Annotated in this window: 13 protein-coding genes; all 13 read left to right on the forward strand. The window is 56.2% G+C overall.

What is annotated here, in order from left to right; all coding sequences use genetic code 11:
- The first annotated feature begins 98 nt into the window (after positions 1-98).
- The 13 genes from AWR36_RS05705 to AWR36_RS05765 all read left to right on the forward strand — a co-directional run bounded on the left by AWR36_RS05705 (position 99) and on the right by AWR36_RS05765 (position 24,304).
- Positions 99-623: an RNA polymerase sigma factor gene (locus AWR36_RS05705; RefSeq protein ID WP_067082372.1), complete on the forward strand. Its 525-nt coding sequence runs from the start codon at positions 99-101 to the stop codon at positions 621-623.
- Positions 624-1,067: 444 nt separating this feature from the next.
- Positions 1,068-2,075, forward strand: coding sequence for a FecR family protein (locus tag AWR36_RS05710; protein WP_231745265.1), 1,008 nt, complete (start codon positions 1,068-1,070; stop codon positions 2,073-2,075).
- A 163-nt stretch (positions 2,076-2,238) separates the two neighbouring features.
- Entirely contained in the window at positions 2,239-5,100 is a 2,862-nt protein-coding gene (locus tag AWR36_RS05715) for a TonB-dependent receptor (RefSeq protein ID WP_082679428.1), read from the forward strand.
- Between the two features lie 209 nt (positions 5,101-5,309).
- Positions 5,310-8,087, forward strand: a complete 2,778-nt coding sequence (locus tag AWR36_RS05720; protein ID WP_067104534.1) for a TonB-dependent receptor plug domain-containing protein — start codon at positions 5,310-5,312, stop codon at positions 8,085-8,087.
- Between the two features lie 288 nt (positions 8,088-8,375).
- Positions 8,376-10,991, forward strand: a complete 2,616-nt coding sequence (locus tag AWR36_RS05725; RefSeq protein ID WP_067082382.1) for a TonB-dependent receptor domain-containing protein — start codon at positions 8,376-8,378, stop codon at positions 10,989-10,991.
- 81 nt (positions 10,992-11,072) lie between these two features.
- On the forward strand, positions 11,073-12,002 hold the full coding sequence (locus AWR36_RS05730) for a class I SAM-dependent methyltransferase (RefSeq protein WP_067082385.1): 930 nt from the start codon (positions 11,073-11,075) through the stop codon (positions 12,000-12,002).
- 549 nt (positions 12,003-12,551) lie between these two features.
- Positions 12,552-15,479 carry a TonB-dependent receptor domain-containing protein gene (locus AWR36_RS05735; protein ID WP_067082388.1) on the forward strand — a complete coding sequence of 976 codons (2,928 nt, stop codon included), beginning with the start codon at positions 12,552-12,554 and terminating at the stop codon, positions 15,477-15,479.
- 104 nt (positions 15,480-15,583) lie between these two features.
- A complete protein-coding gene (locus tag AWR36_RS05740; protein ID WP_255353978.1) occupies positions 15,584-16,570 on the forward strand; it encodes a class I SAM-dependent methyltransferase in 987 nt (328 codons plus the stop codon).
- Positions 16,563-18,134 carry a tetratricopeptide repeat-containing sulfotransferase family protein gene (locus tag AWR36_RS05745; protein WP_067082394.1) on the forward strand — a complete coding sequence of 524 codons (1,572 nt, stop codon included), beginning with the start codon at positions 16,563-16,565 and terminating at the stop codon, positions 18,132-18,134. The genes AWR36_RS05740 and AWR36_RS05745 overlap by 8 nt, the downstream gene beginning before the upstream one ends.
- 10 nt (positions 18,135-18,144) lie before the next feature.
- Positions 18,145-19,209: a hypothetical protein gene (locus AWR36_RS05750; protein WP_067082396.1), complete on the forward strand. Its 1,065-nt coding sequence runs from the start codon at positions 18,145-18,147 to the stop codon at positions 19,207-19,209.
- A gap of 235 nt (positions 19,210-19,444) precedes the next feature.
- The gene (locus AWR36_RS05755; RefSeq protein WP_067082399.1) at positions 19,445-20,461 is read left to right on the forward strand and encodes a hypothetical protein; all 1,017 of its coding nucleotides are present in this window, start codon (positions 19,445-19,447) and stop codon (positions 20,459-20,461) included.
- A 135-nt stretch (positions 20,462-20,596) separates the two neighbouring features.
- Positions 20,597-21,181, forward strand: coding sequence for a MarC family protein (locus tag AWR36_RS05760; RefSeq protein WP_067082402.1), 585 nt, complete (start codon positions 20,597-20,599; stop codon positions 21,179-21,181).
- A gap of 471 nt (positions 21,182-21,652) precedes the next feature.
- The gene (locus AWR36_RS05765) at positions 21,653-24,304 is read left to right on the forward strand and encodes a TonB-dependent receptor plug domain-containing protein (protein ID WP_067082405.1); all 2,652 of its coding nucleotides are present in this window, start codon (positions 21,653-21,655) and stop codon (positions 24,302-24,304) included.
- Positions 24,305-24,314: the final 10 nt, after the last annotated feature.

Genomic DNA, 24,314 nt, shown 5'->3' on the forward strand with positions numbered 1-24,314 from the left:
CGTCCACCCAATACCCGCTGTGATATAACTGTGCGCCACGCCTCAAAAACAACAACCTCAGAACCGGCGTGACGCAGTACAAGGAATCCCACTGACTGATGAATAGAGCTCGGAAAACGCTTCTGGAAAAGCTGTTTGCCGAACACGGGCAGGCGCTGGTGCGGTTTGTTGCGCGCATCGTCCGCAACACCGAAGACGCTGAGGACATTGCCCAGCACGCCTACCTGCGCCTACAGAAGCTGAGCGACGAGAAAGAGCTCGACAACCCCCGGGCCTACCTCTATCAGATCGCCAACAACCTCGCCGTCGACCAGCTGCGCCGGGGCAAGCTCCACACCGAGTACGTGAGCCAGCAGATGCCCGCAGAGGGTGAAACCGTCGGCGACGACCACGCGGACCACCAGTCGCCCGAACGCGTGCTGGCAGCTCGCCAGCAGCTGCAGTCCATCTACGAAGCCATGGACAGCCTGCCCCTGAAGTGCCGCCAGGCCTTTCTCCTGCACCGGACACGAGGTCTCTCCTACACGGAGATCGCCACGGAAATGAATACATCCGTCAGCAGCGTGGAGAAGTACATTCTCCAGGCCCTGAAGGTCTGCCGTCGGCGCGCCGGCAATAACTAGGCGTTTTTGGTAATACCGGGCTCCCATAGTGATAGGTCGAAGCACAGGATTCTCACCCGCGAGCACCCTAAAACGCCACTTTGCGCAGCAGCGCACAGGCGTTGTGCACACCAGTGCCGAAATATTCACAAAAACACTTGAGGGACGGCGATTCTCAGTCGTCTCATCTCAAAGCCCGGTCACTTGAAGGCAAAAACCGAGGCAAACTAAAAATTAAAAGCTAAACTTTGCTCCGCGCTATGAGAAAAATTGCGCTAGAAGCACCAAAAGCGCGAAAAAACGCGCCAAAGAGCACCAGTTTAGTAAAATGCACCATTTCGGGTCACGCAAGGACACCCTACTTCGTCCCCGTGAACCGGTACCTGCCAGGTACCAAAGAGATTTAGAACAGGATTATCAGCGGTGAACACAGCGAGCGTACAAGAAGTACAAAGTGAGGAGCGAATGGACCAGGCCTGCGCCTGGATCGCGCGCCTGCGCTCAGACAGCGTCACCGCTGCAGATCGCCGGGATTTTGCCCAGTGGATGCAGGCCTCAGACCGGAACCGCGAGGCCTTCGATGCCATGGCGGAATTGTGGGGCGACCTGGGTGCGTTACGGCATATGCCAATCGACACCCTGTTCCCGGAGAGCCGGCCAAGCCCGGCCGCAGTCAACCGCCGGAAAACATCCGCAAGCGCCCAGACCGAGTCCCCTCGCTGGGATCTCAGCCGCTGGCTGATGGGCAGCGGTGTTGTGGCTGCCTGCCTGGTGGTGACAGTGTGGATCGGCAATCAGTGGCTGAGCGGAAAGGGCGCAGAGGAGCAGCTCTATGCCACGGCTGTGGGCGAGACCCGCATCGTGACCCTTGCGGATGGGTCCCGCGTTCAACTGAACACCAACTCCGAGCTTCAGGTCACGTACAGCCGTGAAGAGCGCCACACCGAGCTGCTGCGGGGCGAGGCCTTCTTCGACGTCACACGGCAGACCTCGCGACCATTCACCGTTGCCGCCGGTAAGGCCAAGATTCGCGTTCTGGGTACCGAGTTCAACGTAGAGCGCAACAAGGACAACACCCGGGTCTCTGTCACCGGCGGAACCGTGGCAGTGAGCGAGGCATCCACTGCACCGGGCCTGCGCCCCGAGAGCGTCAAGCTGGTGAAGAACCAGAAAGTCAGTGTCTCTGGCAGCGGTCTGGGCGATGTCGCCTCGACTTCTGCCGACGAGGCCCTGGACTGGACCCGCGGTGTGCTGGTCTTTGAAGACACCCCGCTATCTGAGGCCCTCGAGGAGCTGAACCGCTACCTGTCCGTGCCCGCAGAAGCCGCCCCCTCTGTAGCTGAGCGCCGGCTATCGGGCACCTTTGAAATCTCCGACCCCGACAACACCCTCAAAGCGATCACTACTGCCCTCAATCTCATTGCTGACCACAGCGACCCTAACCTGACTCTCTTGTCTCCCGACCGCAACTAAGATATAAACCCGCTGGGGCGATCGTTTATTAATCAGCCACAAGCTGATTACGCCCGTATAAAACGAAAACGACTCCTCCGACGGCGCCCATCCGGCACCGCCGGAGCAACGCGAAGCGGGCGGATCTTTGAACTCTCGGGCCTCACTTTCCCTGGCGATTCTGATGGCATTCTCCTCCGGAGCGAATGCCTCCTGCCCGGAAGAAGGCATCAGCCTGCCGGCGAGCAGCCTGTCCCGGGCCCTGATTGCCGTAGGTCGCCAGTGCAAGATATCGGTGCTGGTCCACGCCCCCGCTGCCGACAGCTACCTGATTTCCGGTCAAACCCTGTCTCCGCAGGATGGTAAATTCGAACCGCTTCTGACCCAGCTACTGGAGAACTCGCCCTTTACCTTCGAGCGGATCGGCCCCGCCGCGGTGGCAGTCGTCAAGCGGCCGCAAGAAGCCCGGCAAACCGGAGAAGTATCCCGGCCCGCGGGGCGCCCTGAAGAAGTCACGGTCACCGGGCGCAGCCTGACGGGTAGTCACCTGCGCCACCTCCAGCTGGACAGCTACGCCCCCATCGATGTCCTTGCGCAGCCGGAACTCGAGATCACCGGCGCCCAGACCGTCGCGCAGCTATTGAAGTTTCTGCCTGCGGTTTCAGGCAACTCCACCAGCACGGCCGTCAGTAATGGCGGTGACGGGACCGCTACCGTCACCCTGCGGGGGCTCCCCGCGAGTAACACCCTGGTGCTGATCAATGGCCGCCGCATCGTTAACAACGGCTTTGGCGGTGAGGCTGCGGATCTCAACACCATCCCCCTCTCCTCGGTGGACCGGATCGAGATCCTCAAAGACGGCGCCTCTGCTGTTTACGGGTCCGATGCCATCGCTGGCGTGGTCAATATCATCCTGCGCCAGGACTTTGAGGGGTTGTCCCTGAATAGCTATGCCGGCCGGGCCGAGCAGGGGGATCAGGAAACCGAATCTCACAACCTCACCTGGGGCCGCGGTGGAGATCGCGGCCACATCATGGTCAGCCTTGCCCACTACAGCCAGGGCGCACTGATGAGCCGCGACCGGGAACTCTCCGCAACAGCCGACAACCGGGCACGCGGCGGCACCGACCTGCGCTCCTCGGCGATTCCCGCCGGCTACATAGGGCTGGGTGATGGGACCGTGGTCACCAATGCTGATGGTGGCGGCTACCGCAACTGGACGTCGGAAGACCGGTACGACTACAGCGAATTCACCACCGCTGTCGTGCCCTCCTCGCGGGACTCAATCTACTTGTCCGGCAATTATGATTTCGGCGATGCGTCCACCGGCTTCCTGGAAGCCATGGGCGTTCGTACAACCGCCAAGACCCAGCTGGCGCCAACACCCGTTTTTACCCGCTTCGACAATGGCGATCTGACGGTCTCGGCGGACAATATTTACAACCCCTTCGGCGCCCCGGTCGAAGACGTGCGCAAGCGCGTTTTGGAGCTGGCACCGCGCCGCCAGTTCAATGAAACAGAGACCTGGCGTTTTAATTCCGGATTGAAGGGACGCTGGGACGACTGGCAGTGGGCACTCACTGTCGGCCTCCACCACACCCGCGCCGACGAGAAACTCGCCAACCTCATTGATCCCAACCGCCTGGCCATTGGATTGAAAGGGCCAGACGTGTGTATCGCCGAGTCTGGCTGCGTCGCGGTCGATCTTCTGGGTCCGTCCGGCAGCATCGATGCCCCGCAACTCGATTTCATTCGCGGTGAAAGCCGGGTCAAAGGCAGCACCCGCATGGCCTCGCTGACCTATGTGGCCGACGGGATTCTCGGAAGCTATAGCGAGGGGGATATCCTCGCCGCTGCCGGCGTGGAGTTCAGGCGCGAACGCATCAATTTCACGTCCAACGATGCGCAGGGCCTCTCATTCATCGGAGGTAGCGCCTCCGGCTCCGCCGAAGGCAGACGCATGATTGGCGAGGCCTTTGCAGAAATCTCCGTGCCGCTCGCCGAGGACGCGGTCTGGCTCGATGGCGCCGTGCGCTACTCAGACTACAGCGACTTCGGTACCACAGCGAACCCGAAGTTAGCGCTGCGCTGGCGCCCCACCCCGTCCCTGATGCTGCGTGCCAGCTATGCCACCGGCTTCAAGGCCCCAACCCTGGTCGACATGAACCAGAGCGGATACCAGAGCCAGGAGTTCCTGTTCGATCCCTGCTCACGAAGCGACGCGGCCGCCCTGCCGGGCTGCCTCGGTCAATCTGACCCCGCGCGCTTCCAGTACCTCACCGAGTTTGGTGGTAACCCGGAGCTCGAACCCGAAACCTCGGACAACCGATCGCTGGGTGCCGTGTGGACGCCAACGTTCGCCAAAGGCTTCAGTACCACCCTGGATATTTACGATATCCGCCAGAACGATGTCATCGATACGAGCCCCCAGTACCTGATCAACAGGAATGCATTCGAGGGCCTTTATACCGAGCGCGTGCTGAGGGATGAGCGGGGTGACATTACCCGGATTCTTGCGACCCGACTCAACATCGGTGCCAGGGAAGTACGGGGGCTTGACCTCTCACTGAGATACGAGCGCGATTCGGAAGAACGCGGCCGCTTCCGCTGGGCATTTAATGCCAGCCATATGGATCGCTATCTCAACCAGGCCGCACCGGGATCCCCCTTTGAAGACCTCGCAGGGATTTTTATTGACCCGGCCAGTGGTGGGGCCGGCTCTCTCCCCAAGTGGAAAGCCAATACCGGCGTCTATTGGGACAAAGGCCAATGGGAAGGCGCCTACACTATCCATTACGTCGGACCACTCAGCGAAACGTTTACCCGCAATGCCACGCTGGTAGAGAGGGAGATTGACAGCTGGTTCAGCCACGACATGCAGTTGGCCTATCGCTCTCCACTGGGAATACGACTGGCCGTGGGCGTCGACAACCTGATGGACCAGGAACCGCCTTTCGCAGCCACTGCGTTCAATGACAATTACGACGGCCGCACCTATGAACTCAGCGGCCGTTACTGGTACACGACTTTCGCCTACAACCTCTAGCGGCAACCTCCCGCTGTTCGCCCGGTTCCCCTCCTGACATAAAAAGATTCGAAGTTCTCCGCCAACGGCGCGCCAATGTTCGACGATTTCCTTGCCTGAACAAAAAATGTTCTAGTGTTTTAGCAAGCCTCTGTTGATAGTAGTTTGCAGTTGTCAAGGAGGGCACTGCCGTATTCGGCGTTTAGAACCGGTATCAGGAGAGGTATACCATGGACAGATCCCGTCTAGCCCGGGCAATTAAGGGCGCTATTGCAGCCGCAGCCGTTTCCACAAGCATTGCCACTTCACCGTCCTTTGCTCAGCAGGTGGAAGAAGTCGTCGTCACTGGTTCACGTATCCAGCGAGTCACGGACGCCAATAGTGCAACCCCGATCAGCGTATTTGACGCCGCCGCACTGGAAGCCTCGGGTCAAACCACACTGGAAGACTTCCTGCAGGAAATACCATCCATGACGGGTGGCCAGCTCGGCTCCACCGTGAACAACGGTAACCCGGGCCTTGCGACCGTGTCGCTTCGTGGTCTTGGCTCTTCCCGAACGCTGGTTCTGCTGAATGGGCGCCGGCTCAGTTCATCGGGACCAAGCACGGGCGTGGTCGACCTGAACACTATCCCTACGACCGCCATCGAACGAGTGGAAATCCTCCGCGACGGTGCATCCACCATTTACGGCTCTGATGCCATCGCCGGTGTGGTGAATATCATCACCAAAAAGAATTTTGAGGGCGCCGAGGTCTTCCTCGACGCAGGCACCTCACAGGAGAATGACGGCCAGGAATATCTAGCCGCGTGGACCTTCGGCGCCGTCACCGACGATGACGACGGCCATGTCATGTTCAACGTGCAGTACACCAAGCGCGAGGACATCTTCCAGGGCGACCGCAAGTGGTCCGACTGCCCCTTGTTTGAAACCGGTGGCGCCGTTTTCTGTGGTGGCAGTAGCTACACAGTGCCGCCGCGGTTCTTTACCGATACCTTCACGGACGGACCTATCCTCGATCCGAACACCGGTGAGATCCGGGCATTCAATCCCGCAGGTGACGCCTTCAACTACGCGGAAGTCAGCTACCTCGTAACGCCACAGGAAGTCGTGACTTTCTATGGTTTCGGGGAGAAGGATCTCTGGGACTGGGAGAACCTCACGACGTTCGGTGCATTTGGTGAGATCCTGTTTGCCAACCGGCAGTCCGACCAGCTGCTGGCCCCGGAAGGCACCTTTTTCCAGCCAACCGCTCCAGCAACCAACCCCGGTAACCCCACTGGAGAAGATGCAATCATTCTCCGGCGCCTCGTAGAGACCGGCGGACGCTCGTTCAATCAGGACCTCAACACCTGGCGTGCCGTTGTTGGCATCGATGGCGAATGGTGTAACGAGTGGACCTGGGACATTTCCTACAACTATGCGCGCTGGGTAGACTCCCAGATCGACTTTGGCCGCTCCAACCCGAGCCGTTTCACGACGATGTTGGATCCGGACCTCTGTGCCGCTGACCCCGCCTGTGCGGCAGCAGCTCTTGAGGACGGCACAACCGCCTGGAATGCCTTTGCACCGGGTACTTTCACCCAGCCCTGGCAGGATTATGCGTTGGTACCCAACTCTCCGGTAGAGAAATCTACGCTCACCAGCATTCAGGCAAACGTCGTGGGCGACTTTGGTGATTTCACCATGTCCACTGCCAGCGAGCCTTTCGCCTGGGCCGCAGGCTATGAAAAGCGCCGCGAGCGCACCTCCACGGTGGTAGATGGAGCCGCACTCCTGGGCCAGATCTATTTCGTCAGTGGCGTAAACTGGGGCGGCTCTTACGATGTGGACGAGTTCTACGGCGAGGTCCGCATGCCATTCATCGATGGCCGCGACTGGGCTGACATACTCGCTGCGGAGGTCTCATTCCGCTACTCCGACTATGACCGGACGGGCAGCGACACCACCTGGGCGGGTGTCATCGACTATGCGCCCATCGAACAGCTGCGCTTCCGCGCCACCTATTCCGAGGGCTTCCGCGCACCGGGCCTGGATGACCTGTTCCTGCCACCAACCCAGTCTGCAGAGACCTACACCGACCCCTGTGTGAACTGGGGTAGCAGCAGCAACCCGGTCCTGCGAGCCAACTGTGCCGCGGATGGCCTGGCCCCGGACTTTGAACTGGGTAACTCCCAGGCCACTGGCCTGTTCGGCGGTAACGAGGAACTGAAAAATGAGACCTCTGAAAGCTGGACCCTGGGCATCGTCTGGACGCCGTTCTTTGTCGAGGACCTGAGCTTTACCATCGACTACTTCGATATCACTGTCGATGATGCCATCGGTACTTTCAATACCAACACCATCGTCAGCAACTGTTATACCAGTGAAGGCTTCAGCTCACCCTCCTGTGACCTGATCACTGGTGCGGATGCTGTCGGCCTGACTCCGCTGCCCACCAGTCCACGGCGGGACCAGAGCGGCACCATTGCCGGTCAGCTGTTGAATGGCCAGAACATCTCCACCTTTGAGACCAATGGTGTAGACCTGGGCGCTGACTACAGCATGGATCTCGGCACCGGCATCTTCACCTTCAGCGGTACCGCTACCTACCTGAATGAGTGGAACTTCCAGGCCAGTGAGTTCGAGCCGGAGGTGGATCTGGCCGGTTTCTACGGCGTGGACCCGGTCACCACCCGCATCGCAGCCTTCCCGGAGTGGAAGCTCTACACCAGCTTCGACTACGAGTACGACTGCTGGGCCACCACCGTTGTCGTGCGGATGGAGGGTGACGTGGATGACATTGCTCCCCGCGATCCCGACCTCTCTACCTTTGTCGACAACAAGTGGTACACAGACTTCAACTTCCGCTACTTCCGCTGGGATGACATCACTATCTCAGGTGGTATCCGCAATGTGTTCAATCAGCAGCCGCCGTATGTCACCAACTACGATGACATGAACACCCTGCCGCTGAACTACGACACCACCGGTCGCTACTATTACGGCCGCGTGCAGTTCAAATTTTAACCACTTCGCCGCTCCCCGCCCGGGGAGCGGCTTTTCCCCTGTCCTTATCAATTTTCACACCTGAAACACCCAACCGGGCGCAAAACTGGTTAATTTTTAGCCATTTTGATGCCTGCCTAACCTGCCAAAACAAATTTTAAGAAAAATCTGAGATTCTTTTGAGGGTTCCTGACTTTCGTCCGTCTCTTGTCTTGTTGGGAGGGAAGTGGCCGCTTGGGGGTAGCCACTTCCAATCACTGCCCGAAGGGGCAACACACTATAAATCCAACGATTTAGAGAGGATTTACAATGAAAAAGAACCTCCTGTCCGTAGCTGTTAAGGGCGCCATCAGCCTGACCGCAGCCGCAGTAATGGTTCCCGCCATGCCGGCCTTCGCACAAGAAGATGCCCAGCTGGTAGAAGAAGTAGTCGTTACGGGTTCTCGTATCAAACGCACTAACTTCGACGAAGCTGCTCAGGTAGTGAGCATGGACCGTCAGGACATCGAAGCCCTGGGCAACCTGATGATCTCTGACACCCTGCGCTCCACTCCGTTGAACAGCCTCGGCTCCTTCAACGAGCGCTCCGGCAGCTCCGCCCAGTCCAACGCCACCGTTAACCTGCGCGGCCTGGGCTCCTCCCGCAGCCTGGTCATGATCAATGGCCGTCGCCTGCCGGGTTCCCCGAACCTGGGCGCGGCTTCCGTCAACCTGAACATGATCCCGATGACCGCCGTTGAGCGCATCGACATCCTGGCTGACGGCGCCTCCGCGGTATACGGTTCCGACGCCGTTGCCGGCGTTGTGAACATCATGATGCGCGAAAACTTCGAGGGCCTGGAGTTCACCGCCCGTCGTGGTGACCGCTCTGAAGACGACGGCATCGAAGAATCTTTCGGCTTCGTCACCGGCATCACCGGTGAGCGCGGCAACATCACCTTCTCCGCCGAGTACAACCGTCGCGACCCGGTATTCGATGCCGATCGCGAATACACCGCTGCCTGGATCCGCGACAATGGTGACGGCCGTCTGGACGCCTACCTGGATACCGATGGCTGGTCCTACTACGGCAAGACCATTGAAATCTACGATCCGAACACCGGGTACTACGACATTCAAGCCGCCAACGGCTGTGGCAGCGAAGGTCCGTTCATGGAAACCGGCGCTGCTGCCTTTGGCCTGGCCGATGGCACCCTGTGTACCTTCCCGTACGCCAACATCTCCGCCAACAAGGCCGAGCTGAAGCGTGCCAACACTTTCCTGACGGCCAACTACGACATCACCGACGAAGTCGAGTTCTTCGCTAACGCGCTGTTCTCCAAGGTAGACTCCTTCGGTCGTTACGCGCCGCCGGCTGCTCCCTGGAGCGACATGCCGCGTGATTACGCCGACGTGCCTTTTGACGTCGACGGACTGATCGCTGACGGCACCGTAACCGAAGACGTAGAAGTTAACGGTTACTACCGCTGGACCAATATCGGCCCGCGTAACAACTACGTAAGCGACACTCAGTACGACCTGACAGTAGGCTTCCGCGGCGACCTGGCTAATGGCGTCAGCTATGAGACCTACGCCCAGAAAGGTCGCTACGAGTCCAAGGAATTTGGTAAGTACTACCTGTCCTACCCGGGTCTGGACCTGGTACTGGAAAGTGGTATCGATCCGTTCTCCGCGGAAGGTGCAGCCGCCATGCGTGCCACTACTTCCCAAGACAACTTCACCGCCATGTCCAAAGTCTATGGCCACCTGCAGTTCAACGCCGGCGACTTCTTCGGCGCAGGTGAAACCATCGTCCTGACTGGTGCCGAGGCTTACTCCATCGAGTACGCTAACCAGTATGACGCCGCTTCTGAAGCCGGCCTGGTGGGCGGTAGCTCCGGTAACTCCTCCTCTGGCGATCGCGACGTCGCTGCGGTATTCGCTGAAGCCGTAGTTCCGGTCACTGACCAGATCGAGATGAACGCTGCCGTTCGTTACGACAACTACAGCGACTTCGGTAACAATGTGGCGCCGACTCTGTCCGCCACCTACAACGTAACCGACACCCTGAGCCTGCGTGCCCGCGCCGGTAAGGGCTTCCGCGCGCCGGCTCTGAGCGAGCTGTACGGCCCGTCCGCCTTCTCTGCTGAAGATGCGACTGACCCGCGCACCGGCCTGTCTCGTCAGTGGGACACCTACTACTCCACCAACGAAGACCTGGATGCGGAAACCTCCACCTCCCTGTCCATCGGCGGTAACTGGGAGTTCGTAGACGGCTGGAACCTGGACGTCGGCTACTGGAATGTGGAAGTGGAAGACGTGATCCTGCAGCCTAGCGCTCAGAGCATCTTCTACGCCCTGGCCTCCGGTGTAACCCTGGATCCGTCTACCGGTGTCTACACTACCGGCTCCGGTGCCCAGACCGAGTTCTTCTCCCAGAGCACCAACGCCGGCCTGCTGGATGTGAGCGGTGTGGACGTGAAGCTCGACGGCAGCTTCGAGACTGCATTCGGTCTGTTCTCCGTGGGCGGCCTGGTGAGCCACCAGCTGGCCTACGAGTCAGACGCTTACTACCAGGGTCCGGTACAGGACACCTCCACCTTCAACCTGACTCCCAACATGCGCGCCCAGGCCGTCTTCGGCTGGAGCATGGGCATGCACGGAGTTGACCTGACTGTGGACTACGTTGGTCCGCACGATGAGTTCACCAACGTGACCGATTCCGGCACGCTGGAGAAGAGCGGCGAGGACCTGGACTCCTGGACCACCTTGAACCTGGCTTACCGCCTGAGCACCGACTCCTTCGGTTCTCTCAAGGTAGGTGCTCGTAACCTGACCAACGAAGCACCGGTTCTGGACAAAGATGGTAAATTCGCGCGTGGTCACTACGACCTGTACGATCCCACCGGTCGCATGGTTTACGCCGAGTACACCATGAGCTTCTAAGGAAGCGACTTTATTCTTAAGTCTCTTAAGAAGGAAAGGGCCAACTTTGTTGGCCCTTTTTTATTTCCGAGAGGATTTGACATGGCTCAAGATTATTGGGACACATTTTGGAAACAGGGCTTCATCACCACCTTTGGTAATACGATGCCCAATAATTACCAGGGCCCATTGAGGGAGCTCTGGGAAACGATATTTTCCCGCGTCAGCAATGGTGGAAGAGTTCTGGATATTGCCACCGGTAGCGGCGCCCTGGCGTGCATTGCCGCTGAAATCTCCGACCGAAGTGGCCTCGACCTGGATATTCTCGCAGCTGACTTTGCCAAGATCCCCGAGGAGATCAATGCACCGGAAGAAATCAGCAGGCTCAGAAAAAAGATCAATTTCTTCAGCAATATGCCATGTGAAAAACTGGACTTCCCAGGGAATCACTTTGATCTCATCACATCACAGTTCGGCATCGAATATAGCGACTGGAGCCAATCACTCCTTGAGGTATTAAGAACCCTCAAGAGCTCCGGATCCGCTGATTTTTTCTGCCACCGGGAACAGGCAAAGACTTACCAACAATCAGAGTCAGAAATTAAAATTTACAAATCAGCATTAGAAAATTATAAGATTTTCAATGCCGCGGCGATTTTTACCAAGACATTCGTGGAGCATGGTCAAGCCAGCCGAACTGACTCTCTTGCACTTAACAAAACAATCAATGACTTCAGGAGTGAATTTCAAGGCCGGGAATTGGCCAACATGCTGGTTGCAGATATCGCAAGCCAGCTAAAGAAGTTGCGAACGAAGGAGGCTGACCAAGTGGCAGGGATACTGATAGAGCGCGAGGCAGAGTATTCAGCGGCCCAAGCCAGACTCGAGGATATGCTCTCCGCAGCGCTATCGGACTCTGATTTACAGAGCATCATTGATCTCGCCAAGCGTATCGGCTTCAAAGATGTGAGCAGCCGAGACCTGTATCAGCAAGGGGAGCTGATTGGCGCGCATATTCACATGACTAAGTAGGGGACAAAATCACTTCGCCACAGCGGAGCTTTGCAAGGCGGAGGGCAGTGCCCACCGCAATCTGATGCCCCGCCACAAGACTCTCTGGTCAAACATCACAGCGAGGGCTTGCCTGATCTCCCTCAAATACTTGTTGCAGCTGCGTAGGATCGGTGGATGGCAGCCTCTGGGACGCCGTAGAAGCTTATCCAATGGCGCTGCAGCAGGTGAGATCGCTAGGGGGGGAGTCTTTTTCAAGTTTTTAGAGGAAGGACCCTAAAGAAAACACCCTAGCTTTATATTCAAAGCCTCCCACCGCCCCAAACCAACCTCCCGCTCCTCTTTCGACCTAAGCATTAGGTAGCGTCAAAACAGTGCAAACTGTCAATACTGCATTAGCGACCCACCCAGACTTTTGTGGAAATTTACTTGATTTTTGTTTTGAGGCGACCTTTCCGACGCTCGTTATACCTTTGTTGGGAGGGAAGTGGCCGCTTGGGGGTAGCCGCTTCCAATCATCGCCCACAAGGGCAACACACTATAAATCCAACGATCAAGAGAGGATTTACAATGAAAAAGAACCTCCTGTCTGCAGCAGTAAAAGGGGCCCTGGGCCTGACCGCCGCTGCAATCATGGTTCCCGCAATGCCGGCTTTTGCCCAAGAAGATGCGGAAATGGTGGAAGAGGTTATCGTTACCGGTTCTCGCATTAAGCGTGCCGACCTCGAAAGCTCCAGCCCGGTTACCGTTCTGACCTCAGAAGAGATGCAGGCCACCGGTATCACCGATGTTGGTGACCTGCTGCAGCGCCTGCCTGCCATGTCTGGCTCCCCGATCGGCACCACCACCAATAATGGTGGTAACGGCTCCGTTCAGGTTGACCTGCGCGGCCTGGGCCCGATCCGTACCCTGACCCTGGTTAATGGCAAGCGCACCGTTGACGGTGGCGACTACCAGACCATCCCGGCAGTGATGATCGACCGTGTTGAAATCCTGAAAGACGGTGCTTCTGCCGCATACGGCGCCGACGCCGTCGCTGGTGTTGTAAACATCATCACCAAGAAAAACTTCGAAGGCGTCAAGCTGGAAGTCCAGAACTCTGACTCCTTCGAGTCTGACGCCGGTGCCCAGGACAGCATCAGCTTTATTGCTGGCAAGTCCTTCGACGGTGGCAATGTCACCTTCGGTGCTGAGTACGTTCAGCAGGAAGAAATCTACCAGTCCGATACTCCCTGGGACTTCTTCCAGAACTCTTACTACATCTACCCGGATGGCCAGACCTTCGAACAGGGCGGTCCTACTGCTGGTTTTCCGGTTGGCTCCTCCCGTATTCCGGAGGGTCGCCTGACCTCTGGTGAACTGGTGCAGCGTACTAACAGTGACGGCGCCCCGCTGTTCATCGACGCCGACGGTGACCTGGTAACCACCAACACTGGCACTCCTGCATTCCGTAACCCGGTCTTCATGAACCCGGGCGACGGCCTGACTGCCTACGATGGTCGTACCTACAACTATGCTCCGGTTAACTACATCCAGACTCCTTACGAGCGGGTGAACCTGTTCTCCGAAGCCAACTTCGACATCACCGAGAACACCCAGTTCTACTCTGAGTTCCGCGCCAACCTGCGTACTTCTGCTCAGGAACTGGCTCCGCAGCCCTACAACTCTCCGACTGATCCGGGCTACAACGGTTCTTATATCCCGACTGACCCGCTGACTGGCGAGCCGCTGCGTGAAGTGAATGTCGGCACCGCTGATGAGCCGGATTGGGTTTACACTGCCGATCAGGGCCTCGGCCAGGTAGTTGATCCGATCTTCTTCAGCGGCATCTCCCAGGACAACTTCTACAACAGCCTCGGCTTCCCGGTACTGGATGCCCGTCGTCGTATCGTTGAGAGCACTCGCCGCTTTGAGCAGGAAGTCTCTCAGTTCCAGGCGATCGCCGGTCTGACTGGCAGCATCGAGGATTGGGACTGGGATATGTCCTACAACAAGGGCTACCGTCAGCGCAGCGACCAGGACTTCGGCCAGTTCTACGGCCCGAACCTGCGTAACGCCATGGGCCCGTCTGCGGACCTGGACGGTGATGGCACCCCTGAGTGTTACACCGACATCAACGATCCGAGCACCCTCATCTCTGGCTGTGTGCCCATCGACCTGTTCAGCGGCGCCGGTGGTATCACTGATGAAATGCTCGCCTACGTTGGTACTACTGCGGTAGACACCATCACCATCGAGCAGGATCAGTTCAACTCCTCCATCACTGGCGACATCGTCCAGCTGCCTGCAGGCCCGCTGAGTGCTGCATTTGGCTACGAGTACCGTCGCGAGCACCTGGTATACGCTCCGGATTCCGCCAAAGTTGCTGGTGAAATCACTGGTAACACCGGCGCTGGCACCGAGGGTGGCTACACCAGCAACTCCGTTTTCGCGGAATTCCTGGTACCGGCTTTCGACAATGGCACTCAGAGCGTTGATATGTCTCTGGGCCTGCGCTGGGACGACTACAGCACCTTTGGTGATGACACCGTCTACCAGCTGGGCCTGGAAGCACAAATCGTTGATGGCGTGAGGTTCCGCGCTACTCAGGGTGAAGTGTTCCGTGCTCCGAGCATCGGCGAACTGTACGCTGGCCAGGTTGACTCCTTCCCGCAGTACAGCGACCCCTGTGCCGCTAACAACGTCGCAAACTCCCCGTTCTGTGATCGTACTGCTCCGCAGCTCGATACTCAGGTACTGGCAAAGGTTGGCGGTAACCCGAACCTGGAAGCTGAAACCGGTGACACTCTCACTGCTGGCTTCGTGATCACCCCAGAACTGCCTGTGGGCGACCTGTCCGTTACCTTGGACTACTGGAAGACCGAGATGGACAACCTGATCTCCTCACTTGGAGCTCAGTACATCCTCGACGACTGTTACCAGAGCGGCAACTCTGCTGCCTGTGCCCTGGTAACCCGTCGTGCGGACTACAGTGTCGCCCAGGTACTGGACGGTGGCCTCAACGTTGCTTCCCTGACTGCTGAAGGTGTAGATACAGAAGTACGTTACGGCTTCGACAGTGACTTTGGCCGCTTCGAAACCTCCGTTCTGTGGGTACACCAGCTGGAAAACAGCCGCACCGCCTTCGAAGGCGCTGAAGCTGAAGACCAGGTTGGCACCATGTCCGGCAACGGCAACACCTACGCTCAGGACAAGCTGAACTACTCCGTAAACTGGTACTGGAACGACCTGAGCGTTTCCTATCTGGGTGAATACATTGGTGAAATCGAGGCTCCGGCCAGCTTCATCGATTACACTCAGAAGGTTGACGCCCAGCTCTACCACGACCTGGCCGCTGCTTACACCTTCCCGACCCAGACTCGGGTCTCCCTGGGTGTAACCAACCTGACCAACGAAGAGCCTCCGTACATCGACTTCGGCTTCAATGCAAGCACCGATCCGTCGACTTACCGCCTCTTCGGTCGCTCCTACTACCTGCGCGTATCTCAGGAATTCTAATTCCTGAAATACAAGAGGTAGTAACATCCTAACGGATGGAAAACCCACACCTCGGTGTGGGTTTTTTTATGACTCAAGGCTTCAAATCCAACTGCTGTAAGACTATGAGAAAGAACAACCGAACTCGTAGCGGTCTAACGTCCGACACCGAATCTCCCACAAACCCCTGGGATACTTACTGGAAAGGTACGCGTCAATCCTCAACCTATAAGGAGGGAGAGACCGAGAGCCACGTCCTTACTCGGCAATGGAGAGAAGGCTTCGAAGGGCTTGAATACCAAGCTGTGAGGATGCTGGACATTGCATCGGGCTATGGCATTGTGGCGCAGATGGCGACAAGTGCCTTTGGTGATCGTCCGCATGAAATAACCTGTATTGATATCTCGGAAGCAGCCCTTGACGCGATAAAAGGCAAGATACCCTCCGTCAAGACCCAGGCTTGTGACGCATCCAAGCTGCCTTTTGAGGATTCTTCTTTTAACCTGATTACCAGCCAGTTTGGTATTGAATATGCCGGTGAGAAAGCTTTTCTTGAGGCATGCCGAGTACTGGAGCCAGAAGGCACACTGATGGTAATAGCCCATCTCGCTGGAGGCGGCATTCATAAAGAGTGCGAGGCAAACTACGCCGCAATTAAGCAATTCAGGGAAAGTCAATTTATCGATCGTTCGCTTGACCTGCTTGAAACAAAAATGAAACGCGGATCGCCCCAGGAAGATATCGATCTAGCCTTTGAGTGTGCAAAACCCTCGATAAAGACTACTGCCGACCTTATTAAAAAGTACGGCCGGGGAATTGCAGGTGGCACTCTGGATAAAATCTTTACTGACGTAGCTCGAATTTCCAGAAACTCACAGAACTATGACCCTAAAGAAGTGCTTGGCTGGCTCGACCTCATGAGGATTGAACTGGAGGCGTACTCAGGGCGTATGGAGTCGATGTGTCGTGCAGCCATTGACGACTGTCAGGCAGCAAAACTGGAGTCTGCGCTCTCGGGCAGCGGCATTCAGCTGAAAAGATTTGTAAAACTACCATTCGCCGATTCTGGAGAGAATTGCGCCTGGCTAATCCTGGGGAAGAAAGTTGCCTGAACTGAACAGGGTCAAAAACAGGATCGAACAGCTCCTGCAGAGGCAGGATTGGCAAGAAATCTTGAAAATATTCAAGAGAGAAAAACTATCCCCGGGTCTAGACGAGGAGCTGGACTATTATTTTGCGCTGGCAAATTTCTTTCTAGGCAGGCTACTCATTGCCGAACCGATACTTCAAGACCTTTCAGCTAAATACCCTGAAAGGTATGAGGCCGCACTATTCCTGGCTCGTTGCAAGTTATTAAAACGAAGGAGTGACCAGGCATTTGCGATCGCCGCCAAAGCACCAAAACCTGAGAAAGATTTCTACTTTCTGGATATGGCAGGAACCATTTTTAGTCATACTGGACGACCAGATATGGCACTCCCCTACCTGGAGTCTGCGGCGTCTCTAGCAGCGGCGCCAACAGGAGCGCTTAGCAATCTTGCAATCTGCAATCTGCACCTAGGAAACATTGACCGCGCCAAGAACTACTTTAGAAAGATAATTGAAATCGAGCCTCATAACCAAAGAGCCCACTGGCAGCTTGCAAAAATACAGAAGGCTAGCGATTTTTCACATATCGAGACAATGAAAGAAAACATCAGGCAAAGGAATTTAGAGCCACATAATACTGTGTTCTATCAATTTGCAATTGCAAAGCAGCTAGAGGACCTGAAATACTGGGATGAGTCCTTTGCCTATTACCAGGCCGCCTCATCCATTGTCAGGCAACGCCTAAATTATCGTATCGACATAGATGAGAGAATTATCGACGACATCATTGCCACCTCAGAAAGATCAATCAATTCGGGGGCAATACTGACCAAGCATGATAACAAATCGGGGGAGGGCTGTATTTTTATTACCGGCTTACCCCGCTCGGGTACTTCATTGCTCGACCAGATTCTCTCCTCACACACTCAGATATCCAGCGCAGGCGAACTGCAGACTATTGAAGCAGCCTTGAAGGAGCATTACAGCACACCTCACCTGACGGGTTTTCAGATTGGAAAAGCTGTAGCAACAGAAGGCATCGACCTTCACAAAACATATTTAGACCGTACGCGTTACTTGCGCTCCAACAAGCCCTGGATGATAGACAAGCTCCCGCATAACTACTTGTATCTTGGCGTGATCGCGCAGCAGCTCCCTGAGGCGAAACTCGTTCATATCACGAGATCTCCTGTAGACAGCTGCTTTGCCATGTTCAAACAGTTATTTGCCTCGCAGTATCAGTTTTCGTATTCCCTCATGGATCTAGCAGGTTACTATGCTGCATACTCGAAATTAATGAATTTCTGGAGAAGCACCCTTGGAAACAGGTTGATAGAAGTCAAGTATGAAGAACTAGTTTCCAACCCGGAGCGGGAAATTGGCAAGCTTCTCGCTAGACTTGGCTTTGATTTTGAAGAATCATGCCTTTCACCACATAAGGCCCGTCGTCCGGTTATGACAGCCAGCTCACATCAGGTTCGCGAGGCCATCAACACCAATTCTGTTGGCAAGTACCAAAATTTTATTGATCATTTAGCCCCTCTTATAGACGACCTAGAACGCCGTGGAATCCCCACTCAGATTTGACCGGAACCCTATGACAACTACGACCCTTGAAAACCTCCTTTATTCACCAAATTACTTGTTACAAAAAATAGACATCACTAAAGATGTCTATATTTTTCAACATGTCTCAGCCAAGTCTTACAAGAATTCAGCCTTTCTGGATATGCGTATTAAGGACGGCCTGAATGAGTACTTTGAGGTGCCCAGAAGCTCCCTGGACAAAATCCTTGACTCAGGCGCCTATAGGAGGAAAACGCCCAAGTATATTTTTCACCCATCTTTTACAGGCTCTACATTCGCATCGCGCGCGTTGCATAGCCCAGGGGTGAGCCTCGGTATTCGCGAACCATGGATTTTACGGGAAGTCGCCGATATCAAACGCCAGCTTATTTTTAGTAACAACTTTTCGGAATCTGACTGGCGTCCATTTATCCGGCGCATCGCCGCTCTCGTTGGCAAAAGCTATCTACAGGACGAAGTTCCCGTCATCAAGCCCTCCAATGTATCCAATAATCTGATTGGAGACTTGCTCTCGCTGGATGATGATACAAGGGGCGTTTATCTCTATACCGACCTTGATACCTATATTTGCGCCAACATCAATAAACCGCAGGAAACCAAAGGGACGATTCCGACGCTGGCGACAGTTTTCGGCAGGGACTTGAACCGAGAGCCATGGATGACATCAACGCACTTTTACGAGCTCTCCCATATCAAAACCGTCGTAGCACTCTGGCATATCCAGCACCAGCAGCTTCTCCGTCTTCTGAGAGATTTCGGTGACAAACTCCTGCCGGTCTATTCAGAGGACCTTTTCTCGCACCCAGAATCCACTTTGATGCGAATCGATAGCTTCCTGTCTCTCGGCATTCCGGAAGATAAGATTAACTCAATCCGGCTTTCACCCGTCTACCAGAGTGATTCCAAGAACGCCCAGAGAGCCTATAACCCCGCTCTCCGATCCGAGCGTTATCAGGCCATTCTCGAGGAGCATCGCGCAGAAATCGCTGAAGCGAAGGAGTGGTTCGATCAGCTGTCTGGAGAAAAGGGGGCAGAACAGACCATCATTAGTGCATTAAAGGCCCTTCCTAGCTGATTTTGACCTGGTGTGCATCCAATCAGCTATCAGGAGGCGTCTAAGAGACATTACCCCCAAGTAATAATGTTCACCCTCTTGATCGCTGATAGGTTACAACATCGTGACGAATACATCCCCAAAACGACTTGCCTTCATTTGGACTCTACTCACCGTATTTTTTTCAGTCGCAGCTAGTGCGGAACGATCCAGCATAAGCTATCGAGATCTGACACTCTCACCAGACGGGAGAAAAATGTCGGTGATTTCCCAATCTGAGGGCCGTGATACGCTCGTCATCCTCGACAGGGCAAGCTTCAAGCCGGCCCACATGGAGTCTTTCCCCGCTGAAATTCGTGTTCTGAGCCATTTCTGGGCGACTTCGGAAAGGCTTGTTATTGAAATTGAGCGCAGCGGAGGGCAAACCACGCGCCCGCAGACCTATACTGAACTCTTCGGTGTCAACGCAGACGGCTCACGCTCGACCCTGCTCTTCGGTATCAACGCTGGAGAACGCCAGACTGGCAGCCATGTGAAGCGGCGAAAGTTTATGCGGGCAAATGTGGAGGTGGTCAGTTTACTACCGGAGGAAGAAGACTCAATTCTGATTGCCTATGAGCCCTGGGGTAGCGAGGGTATCTGGGATAAACGTGAGAAGATCCTCACGACCCTCAACATCTATACCGGTCGCACAAGCAATTTCACCATAGAGGCGCCAGGTCTCTCCTCTCAAGTGATTACTACACCACAAGGCCAGCTAAAGTTTGCGTCAGGGTTTAGTAGTGGCGGAAAAAAGCTACGCCACATTCGGAGTGAACGTAATTGGGTTCCTCTGGCCAGCAAATCAAGCAGCTCCCTTCTGGCCCTATCGGCAACATCTGACAAGCTTTATGCTCTCAAGCAGGCAAAAAGCCAAGCAGCGCCGGACAGACTGGTGGCAGTCGCCCTGAATGGCCAGGACGAAACGACACTGTACACAGCAAAAGAACGTGCGATTAAGGAAGCCCTCATTCCTGTTGATGGGGGAGCCCCTTTTGCATTGGTCTTGGAGGGCACACCGGAAGCTTATGTCTTTCTCGCCGGTGACAGCAAGGAAAAGCAGGTGTTCAAAACGCTGCTCACTGAGTTCTCCGGCTACGATTTCGAGGTCTTGAGCTCAGACAACCAACAAGAGAGCTGGACGCTCCAGGTCAACGTCAGCGACAGCGATCAGCGCTTCTATCTTTATGATCAAAAGGCGCAGGAGCTCCAGCTCATCCTGGCTAATCAATAAGCTATCCCCCTGCTCCAGCTCCCGGGGGTGCTGAATCGCACCCCCAGCACCAACAGAACGTCGGCTGTTTGTCCAAACTACAGGCTGCTACTCTTGCTCTTGACACCCAATGGTCACGCAGCATCTGGACGTTAAATGGATCTTCTGACAGCCTTTCTGACCCTACTCTTTGTCATGGACCCCCTTGGTAACATTCCGGTGTTTCTGGCGGCACTGAAGAATGTCCCCCAGCGACGGCAACTCTACGTGATCATGCGCGAACTGATCTTCGCGCTGATCGTGCTCCTGGTATTCCTGTATGGCGGCAGATTCCTGCTTGCTTGGCTTGGCCTCTCCCAGGAAGCTATTCGGATCGCCGGTGCCATCATTCTGTTCCTGATTGCCATTCGCATGGTCTTTCCGATCCCGGGCGGCATCATGGGCGAACGGCTTGAGGGGGAGCCGTTTTTCGTACCACTGGCGGTACCACTGGTGGCAGGCCCATCCACCATGGCCATCCTCATGCTGATGACTAATAGTGAGGGGGAGCGCCTGATGGACTGGACACTGGCCCTGCTTGGCGCCTGGGGCGTTTCTGCGGTGATCCTGCTGATGTCTGCACCATTAGCCCGCTTGCTCGGTAACCGTGGGTTGATCGCTGTTGAGCGACTAATGGGAATGGTGCTGGTAATGCTGTCCGTTCAGCTTTTCCTCGACGGCGTCAAGGAGAGCCTGGCCTGAGCCGACCCGCGCAGCCAATTACAAGCTTGCGCCCGAGAACACGTCATCGCACAAGCTGGGAGTGCGGCTTTGGCCGTCTTCACGCTCCCAAGCTGGCAGCTTCTTTCCGCTGCCGCCTTTCATACTGAAGGCGGCAAGCAATCTTCCTGCACTCGCAAAGCGCTCATTTTTTAGCCTTTTCGACGATCCGCATCCAGTGTCAACAAAAAGAAAAATCATCCCCAGATAGCGCCTTTTTTCATAAAGCTGTCATAACAATATGTTTTTAGAAATGACACGCCGCATCTTAAGCGCACACTTTATACGCATCACGCCCATAAATCACACAACTTCCGCAAGAGTCATGAGCTTCACGTGTGTCACGTTAGTTCACTAATCATTTTTGATGAACTAAAGTCACGTCGCGCTAAAAATGACGCATAAAGATAAACGCATTATTAGTACCCCCAAAGTACATAAGAAGGATGCAATATGAATAAGACCAAGCTGAGCGTAGCCATCGCCGCTCTCGGTACCATCGCCTCTACTGGCGTGGTGGCCCAGGACGCTGTACCCGGTCCGGCCGTTGAAGAAGTGATCGTGACCGGTTCCCGAATTGCACGGGATCCGCTGTCCACCACTGGCCCCATCACCATCGTTGACTCTGAGGCGATCCAGCGTTCCGGCGTTGGCACCATCGACGAGCTGCTGAACGACCTGCCCTCCATGGGCACAACCGGCATCAACTCCAACGATAACAACGGTGGCCAGGGCCTGTCCTTTGTCGACCTGCGCAACCTCGGCTCCGCCCGCACCCTGGTGCTGGTTAACGGTCGTCGTTTTGTTTCCTCTGCCTCCGGCGTCAGCTCTGCTGTGGATATGAACAATATCCCGGTAGATATGATCGACCGTATTGAGGTTCTGACTGACGGCGCTTCCGCCGTTTACGGTTCCGATGCTGTCGCCGGTGTTATCAACGTGGTGATGAAGGATTCCTTTGAGGGTCTGCGCGTCAACGCCCGTACCGGTGCTACCACCGAAGGTGGTGGTGAGAACGGTGAAGTGTCGTTCACCTTCGGCAATGAAGGCGCCCGCGGCAACTTCATCGGTAACCTGACCCACAGCGTTCGCGACGAAATCACCTACAACGATCGCGAATGGGCTGGCCTGTTCAGCTCCATGGCGCCGAACGGCAACATCCTCACCAACTATGGCAACTTTTCCGTTGCCGAAGACGGTGTCACCCTGAACCCCTATTCATCCTACGACATCGGCCAGTTCATGTGGCTGTCCGGCTCCATGGAGCGCACCAGCGTCAATCTGTCCGGCACCTACTCCCTGACCGACGCAGTCGAGGCATTTGGTGAGTTCAGCTACACCAACAAGACCACCAACCAGCAGCTGGCTGCTCAGCCGATGTACTCCGGTAATGGCTTCGCCCTGAACCCAGAGCAGCACCTGCCGGCAGGGATTCAGAGCGAACTGCAGGCCAAGTGGCAGGAAGCCTACGATGCGTGGGTTGCCGCAGGCAGCGATCCGGAAGATTCCGTCAATCCGTTCCCTGGCGAGAGCTGGGTAGACGGCTTCAGCGACTTCCGTATCCGCCCGGTTGACGGCGGCACCCGTGACTACGAGCAGACCACCGATACCTTCCGTATCGCCGGTGGCCTGCGTGGCGACCTGGCCAATGGCTGGAGCTGGGACACCTTCGCGAGCTACGGCCGTAACGAAGGTGAGAACTCCACCTCCAACTCCTACAACAAGACCCGCCTGGACGAGATCTTCAGTGGTGAAGCCGGCCTGGACTACCAGTTCGCTGGTGGCATGAGCCCGGAAATCATCGAATACTTCAAGTACGATGACCTGGAAGACAACGAGTACGAGCTGGTGAACCTGGGTGCGTCCCTGTCCGGTGATATCGAGTCGGTACAGTTCCAGGGCGGCGCACTGGGCTTCGCAACCGGTATCGAATACCGCGAGGAATCCGGCGAGTTCAACCCGAGCCCGGAAACCCAGAGCGGCGAGACGTTCGGTAACCAGCAGGATGCTACCGGCGGCGAGTACGATGTGGCCGAGGTCTTTGCAGAATTCAACCTGCCGATCCTCGAAGGCGCCAAGTTTGCCGAGGAGCTGTCTGCTGACGTAGCGGTACGCTATTCCGACTTCAGCACCTTTGGTGGCCAGAGCACCGGCAAGCTGGGCCTGGTTTACGCCCCGATCGAAGACCTGCGTTTCCGCACCAGCCTGTCTACCGCGTTCCGCGCCCCGGGCGTGTATGAGCTGTTCAGCGGTTCCGCCCAGAGCTACGAGTTCCTGATCGATCCCTGCGATACCAGTGCGAGCAACGCCCAGGGCCAGGGCGCCAACTGTGACATGGTCGGCCCGGGCTTCGCTCAGGCCGGCAACCAGGTGCCAACCAATATCGGCGGCAACGAGGACCTGCAGCCGGAAGAAGCCAAGACCTTCACCGCTGGTGTGGTGTGGACCCCGGCATTCGTTGAGGACCTGTCCATCACCCTGGATTATTTCGACATCCAGGTAGAAGACGCCATCACCTCTCCGGATCTGCAGCGCATCCTCGACGACTGTTTCCGTGACGGCGTTGCCAGCGCGTGTCAGTTCGTGACCCGCGGTGCCGGTGACCAGATCGTGAAACTGGAAGGCGCGAAGATGAACATCGGTCAGATCGATACCCGCGGTATCGATCTGGATGTGACCAAAAATTTCTACTTCGACGCTGGCCAGCTGGCGCTGCGCGCCCAGGCCACCCACCTGCTGGAGTACATGGAGTACAACGAGCAGTCCGGTACTGAGTCTGACTACGTCAACTACGTGGGCACCACCGGTGGCCTGTACGTAGACTGGCGTGGTCTGGCCAGCGCCATGTGGTACGGCAACGACTGGGAAGCCGGTGCTGAGGTACAGTACCTGAGCGATGGCGAAAGCGCCTACAAGCCGGTCGACGCCATGACCTACCTGAACCTGAAGGCAGGCTGGGACGTGAGCGATGCCATGCGCCTCTCCGCCGGTATCGACAATGTTGCAGACGAAGAGCCGGAAGATACTTCCGGTTACGGCGACTGGAACAGCAGCTACGACTTCAAGGGCCGTTACGCCTGGGCTGGGTTCTCTTACCAGTTCTAGGCAACGGTGC

Source organism: Microbulbifer flavimaris, from assembly GCF_001641755.2.
GTDB lineage: Bacteria > Pseudomonadota > Gammaproteobacteria > Pseudomonadales > Cellvibrionaceae > Microbulbifer > Microbulbifer flavimaris.

Bases quoted from the DNA above. Each gene is read 5' to 3' on its own strand.
- AWR36_RS05705 (WP_067082372.1), top strand. From the start codon at position 99: ATGAATAGAGCTCGGAAAACGCTTCTGGAAAAGCTGTTTGCCGAACAC.
- AWR36_RS05710 (WP_231745265.1), top strand. From the start codon at position 1,068: ATGGACCAGGCCTGCGCCTGGATCGCGCGCCTGCGCTCAGACAGCGTC.
- AWR36_RS05715 (WP_082679428.1), top strand. From the start codon at position 2,239: ATGGCATTCTCCTCCGGAGCGAATGCCTCCTGCCCGGAAGAAGGCATC.
- AWR36_RS05720 (WP_067104534.1), top strand. From the start codon at position 5,310: ATGGACAGATCCCGTCTAGCCCGGGCAATTAAGGGCGCTATTGCAGCC.
- AWR36_RS05725 (WP_067082382.1), top strand. From the start codon at position 8,376: ATGAAAAAGAACCTCCTGTCCGTAGCTGTTAAGGGCGCCATCAGCCTG.
- AWR36_RS05730 (WP_067082385.1), top strand. From the start codon at position 11,073: ATGGCTCAAGATTATTGGGACACATTTTGGAAACAGGGCTTCATCACC.
- AWR36_RS05735 (WP_067082388.1), top strand. From the start codon at position 12,552: ATGAAAAAGAACCTCCTGTCTGCAGCAGTAAAAGGGGCCCTGGGCCTG.
- AWR36_RS05740 (WP_255353978.1), top strand. From the start codon at position 15,584: ATGAGAAAGAACAACCGAACTCGTAGCGGTCTAACGTCCGACACCGAA.
- AWR36_RS05750 (WP_067082396.1), top strand. From the start codon at position 18,145: ATGACAACTACGACCCTTGAAAACCTCCTTTATTCACCAAATTACTTG.
- AWR36_RS05755 (WP_067082399.1), top strand. From the start codon at position 19,445: ATGTCGGTGATTTCCCAATCTGAGGGCCGTGATACGCTCGTCATCCTC.
- AWR36_RS05760 (WP_067082402.1), top strand. From the start codon at position 20,597: ATGGATCTTCTGACAGCCTTTCTGACCCTACTCTTTGTCATGGACCCC.
- AWR36_RS05765 (WP_067082405.1), top strand. From the start codon at position 21,653: ATGAATAAGACCAAGCTGAGCGTAGCCATCGCCGCTCTCGGTACCATC.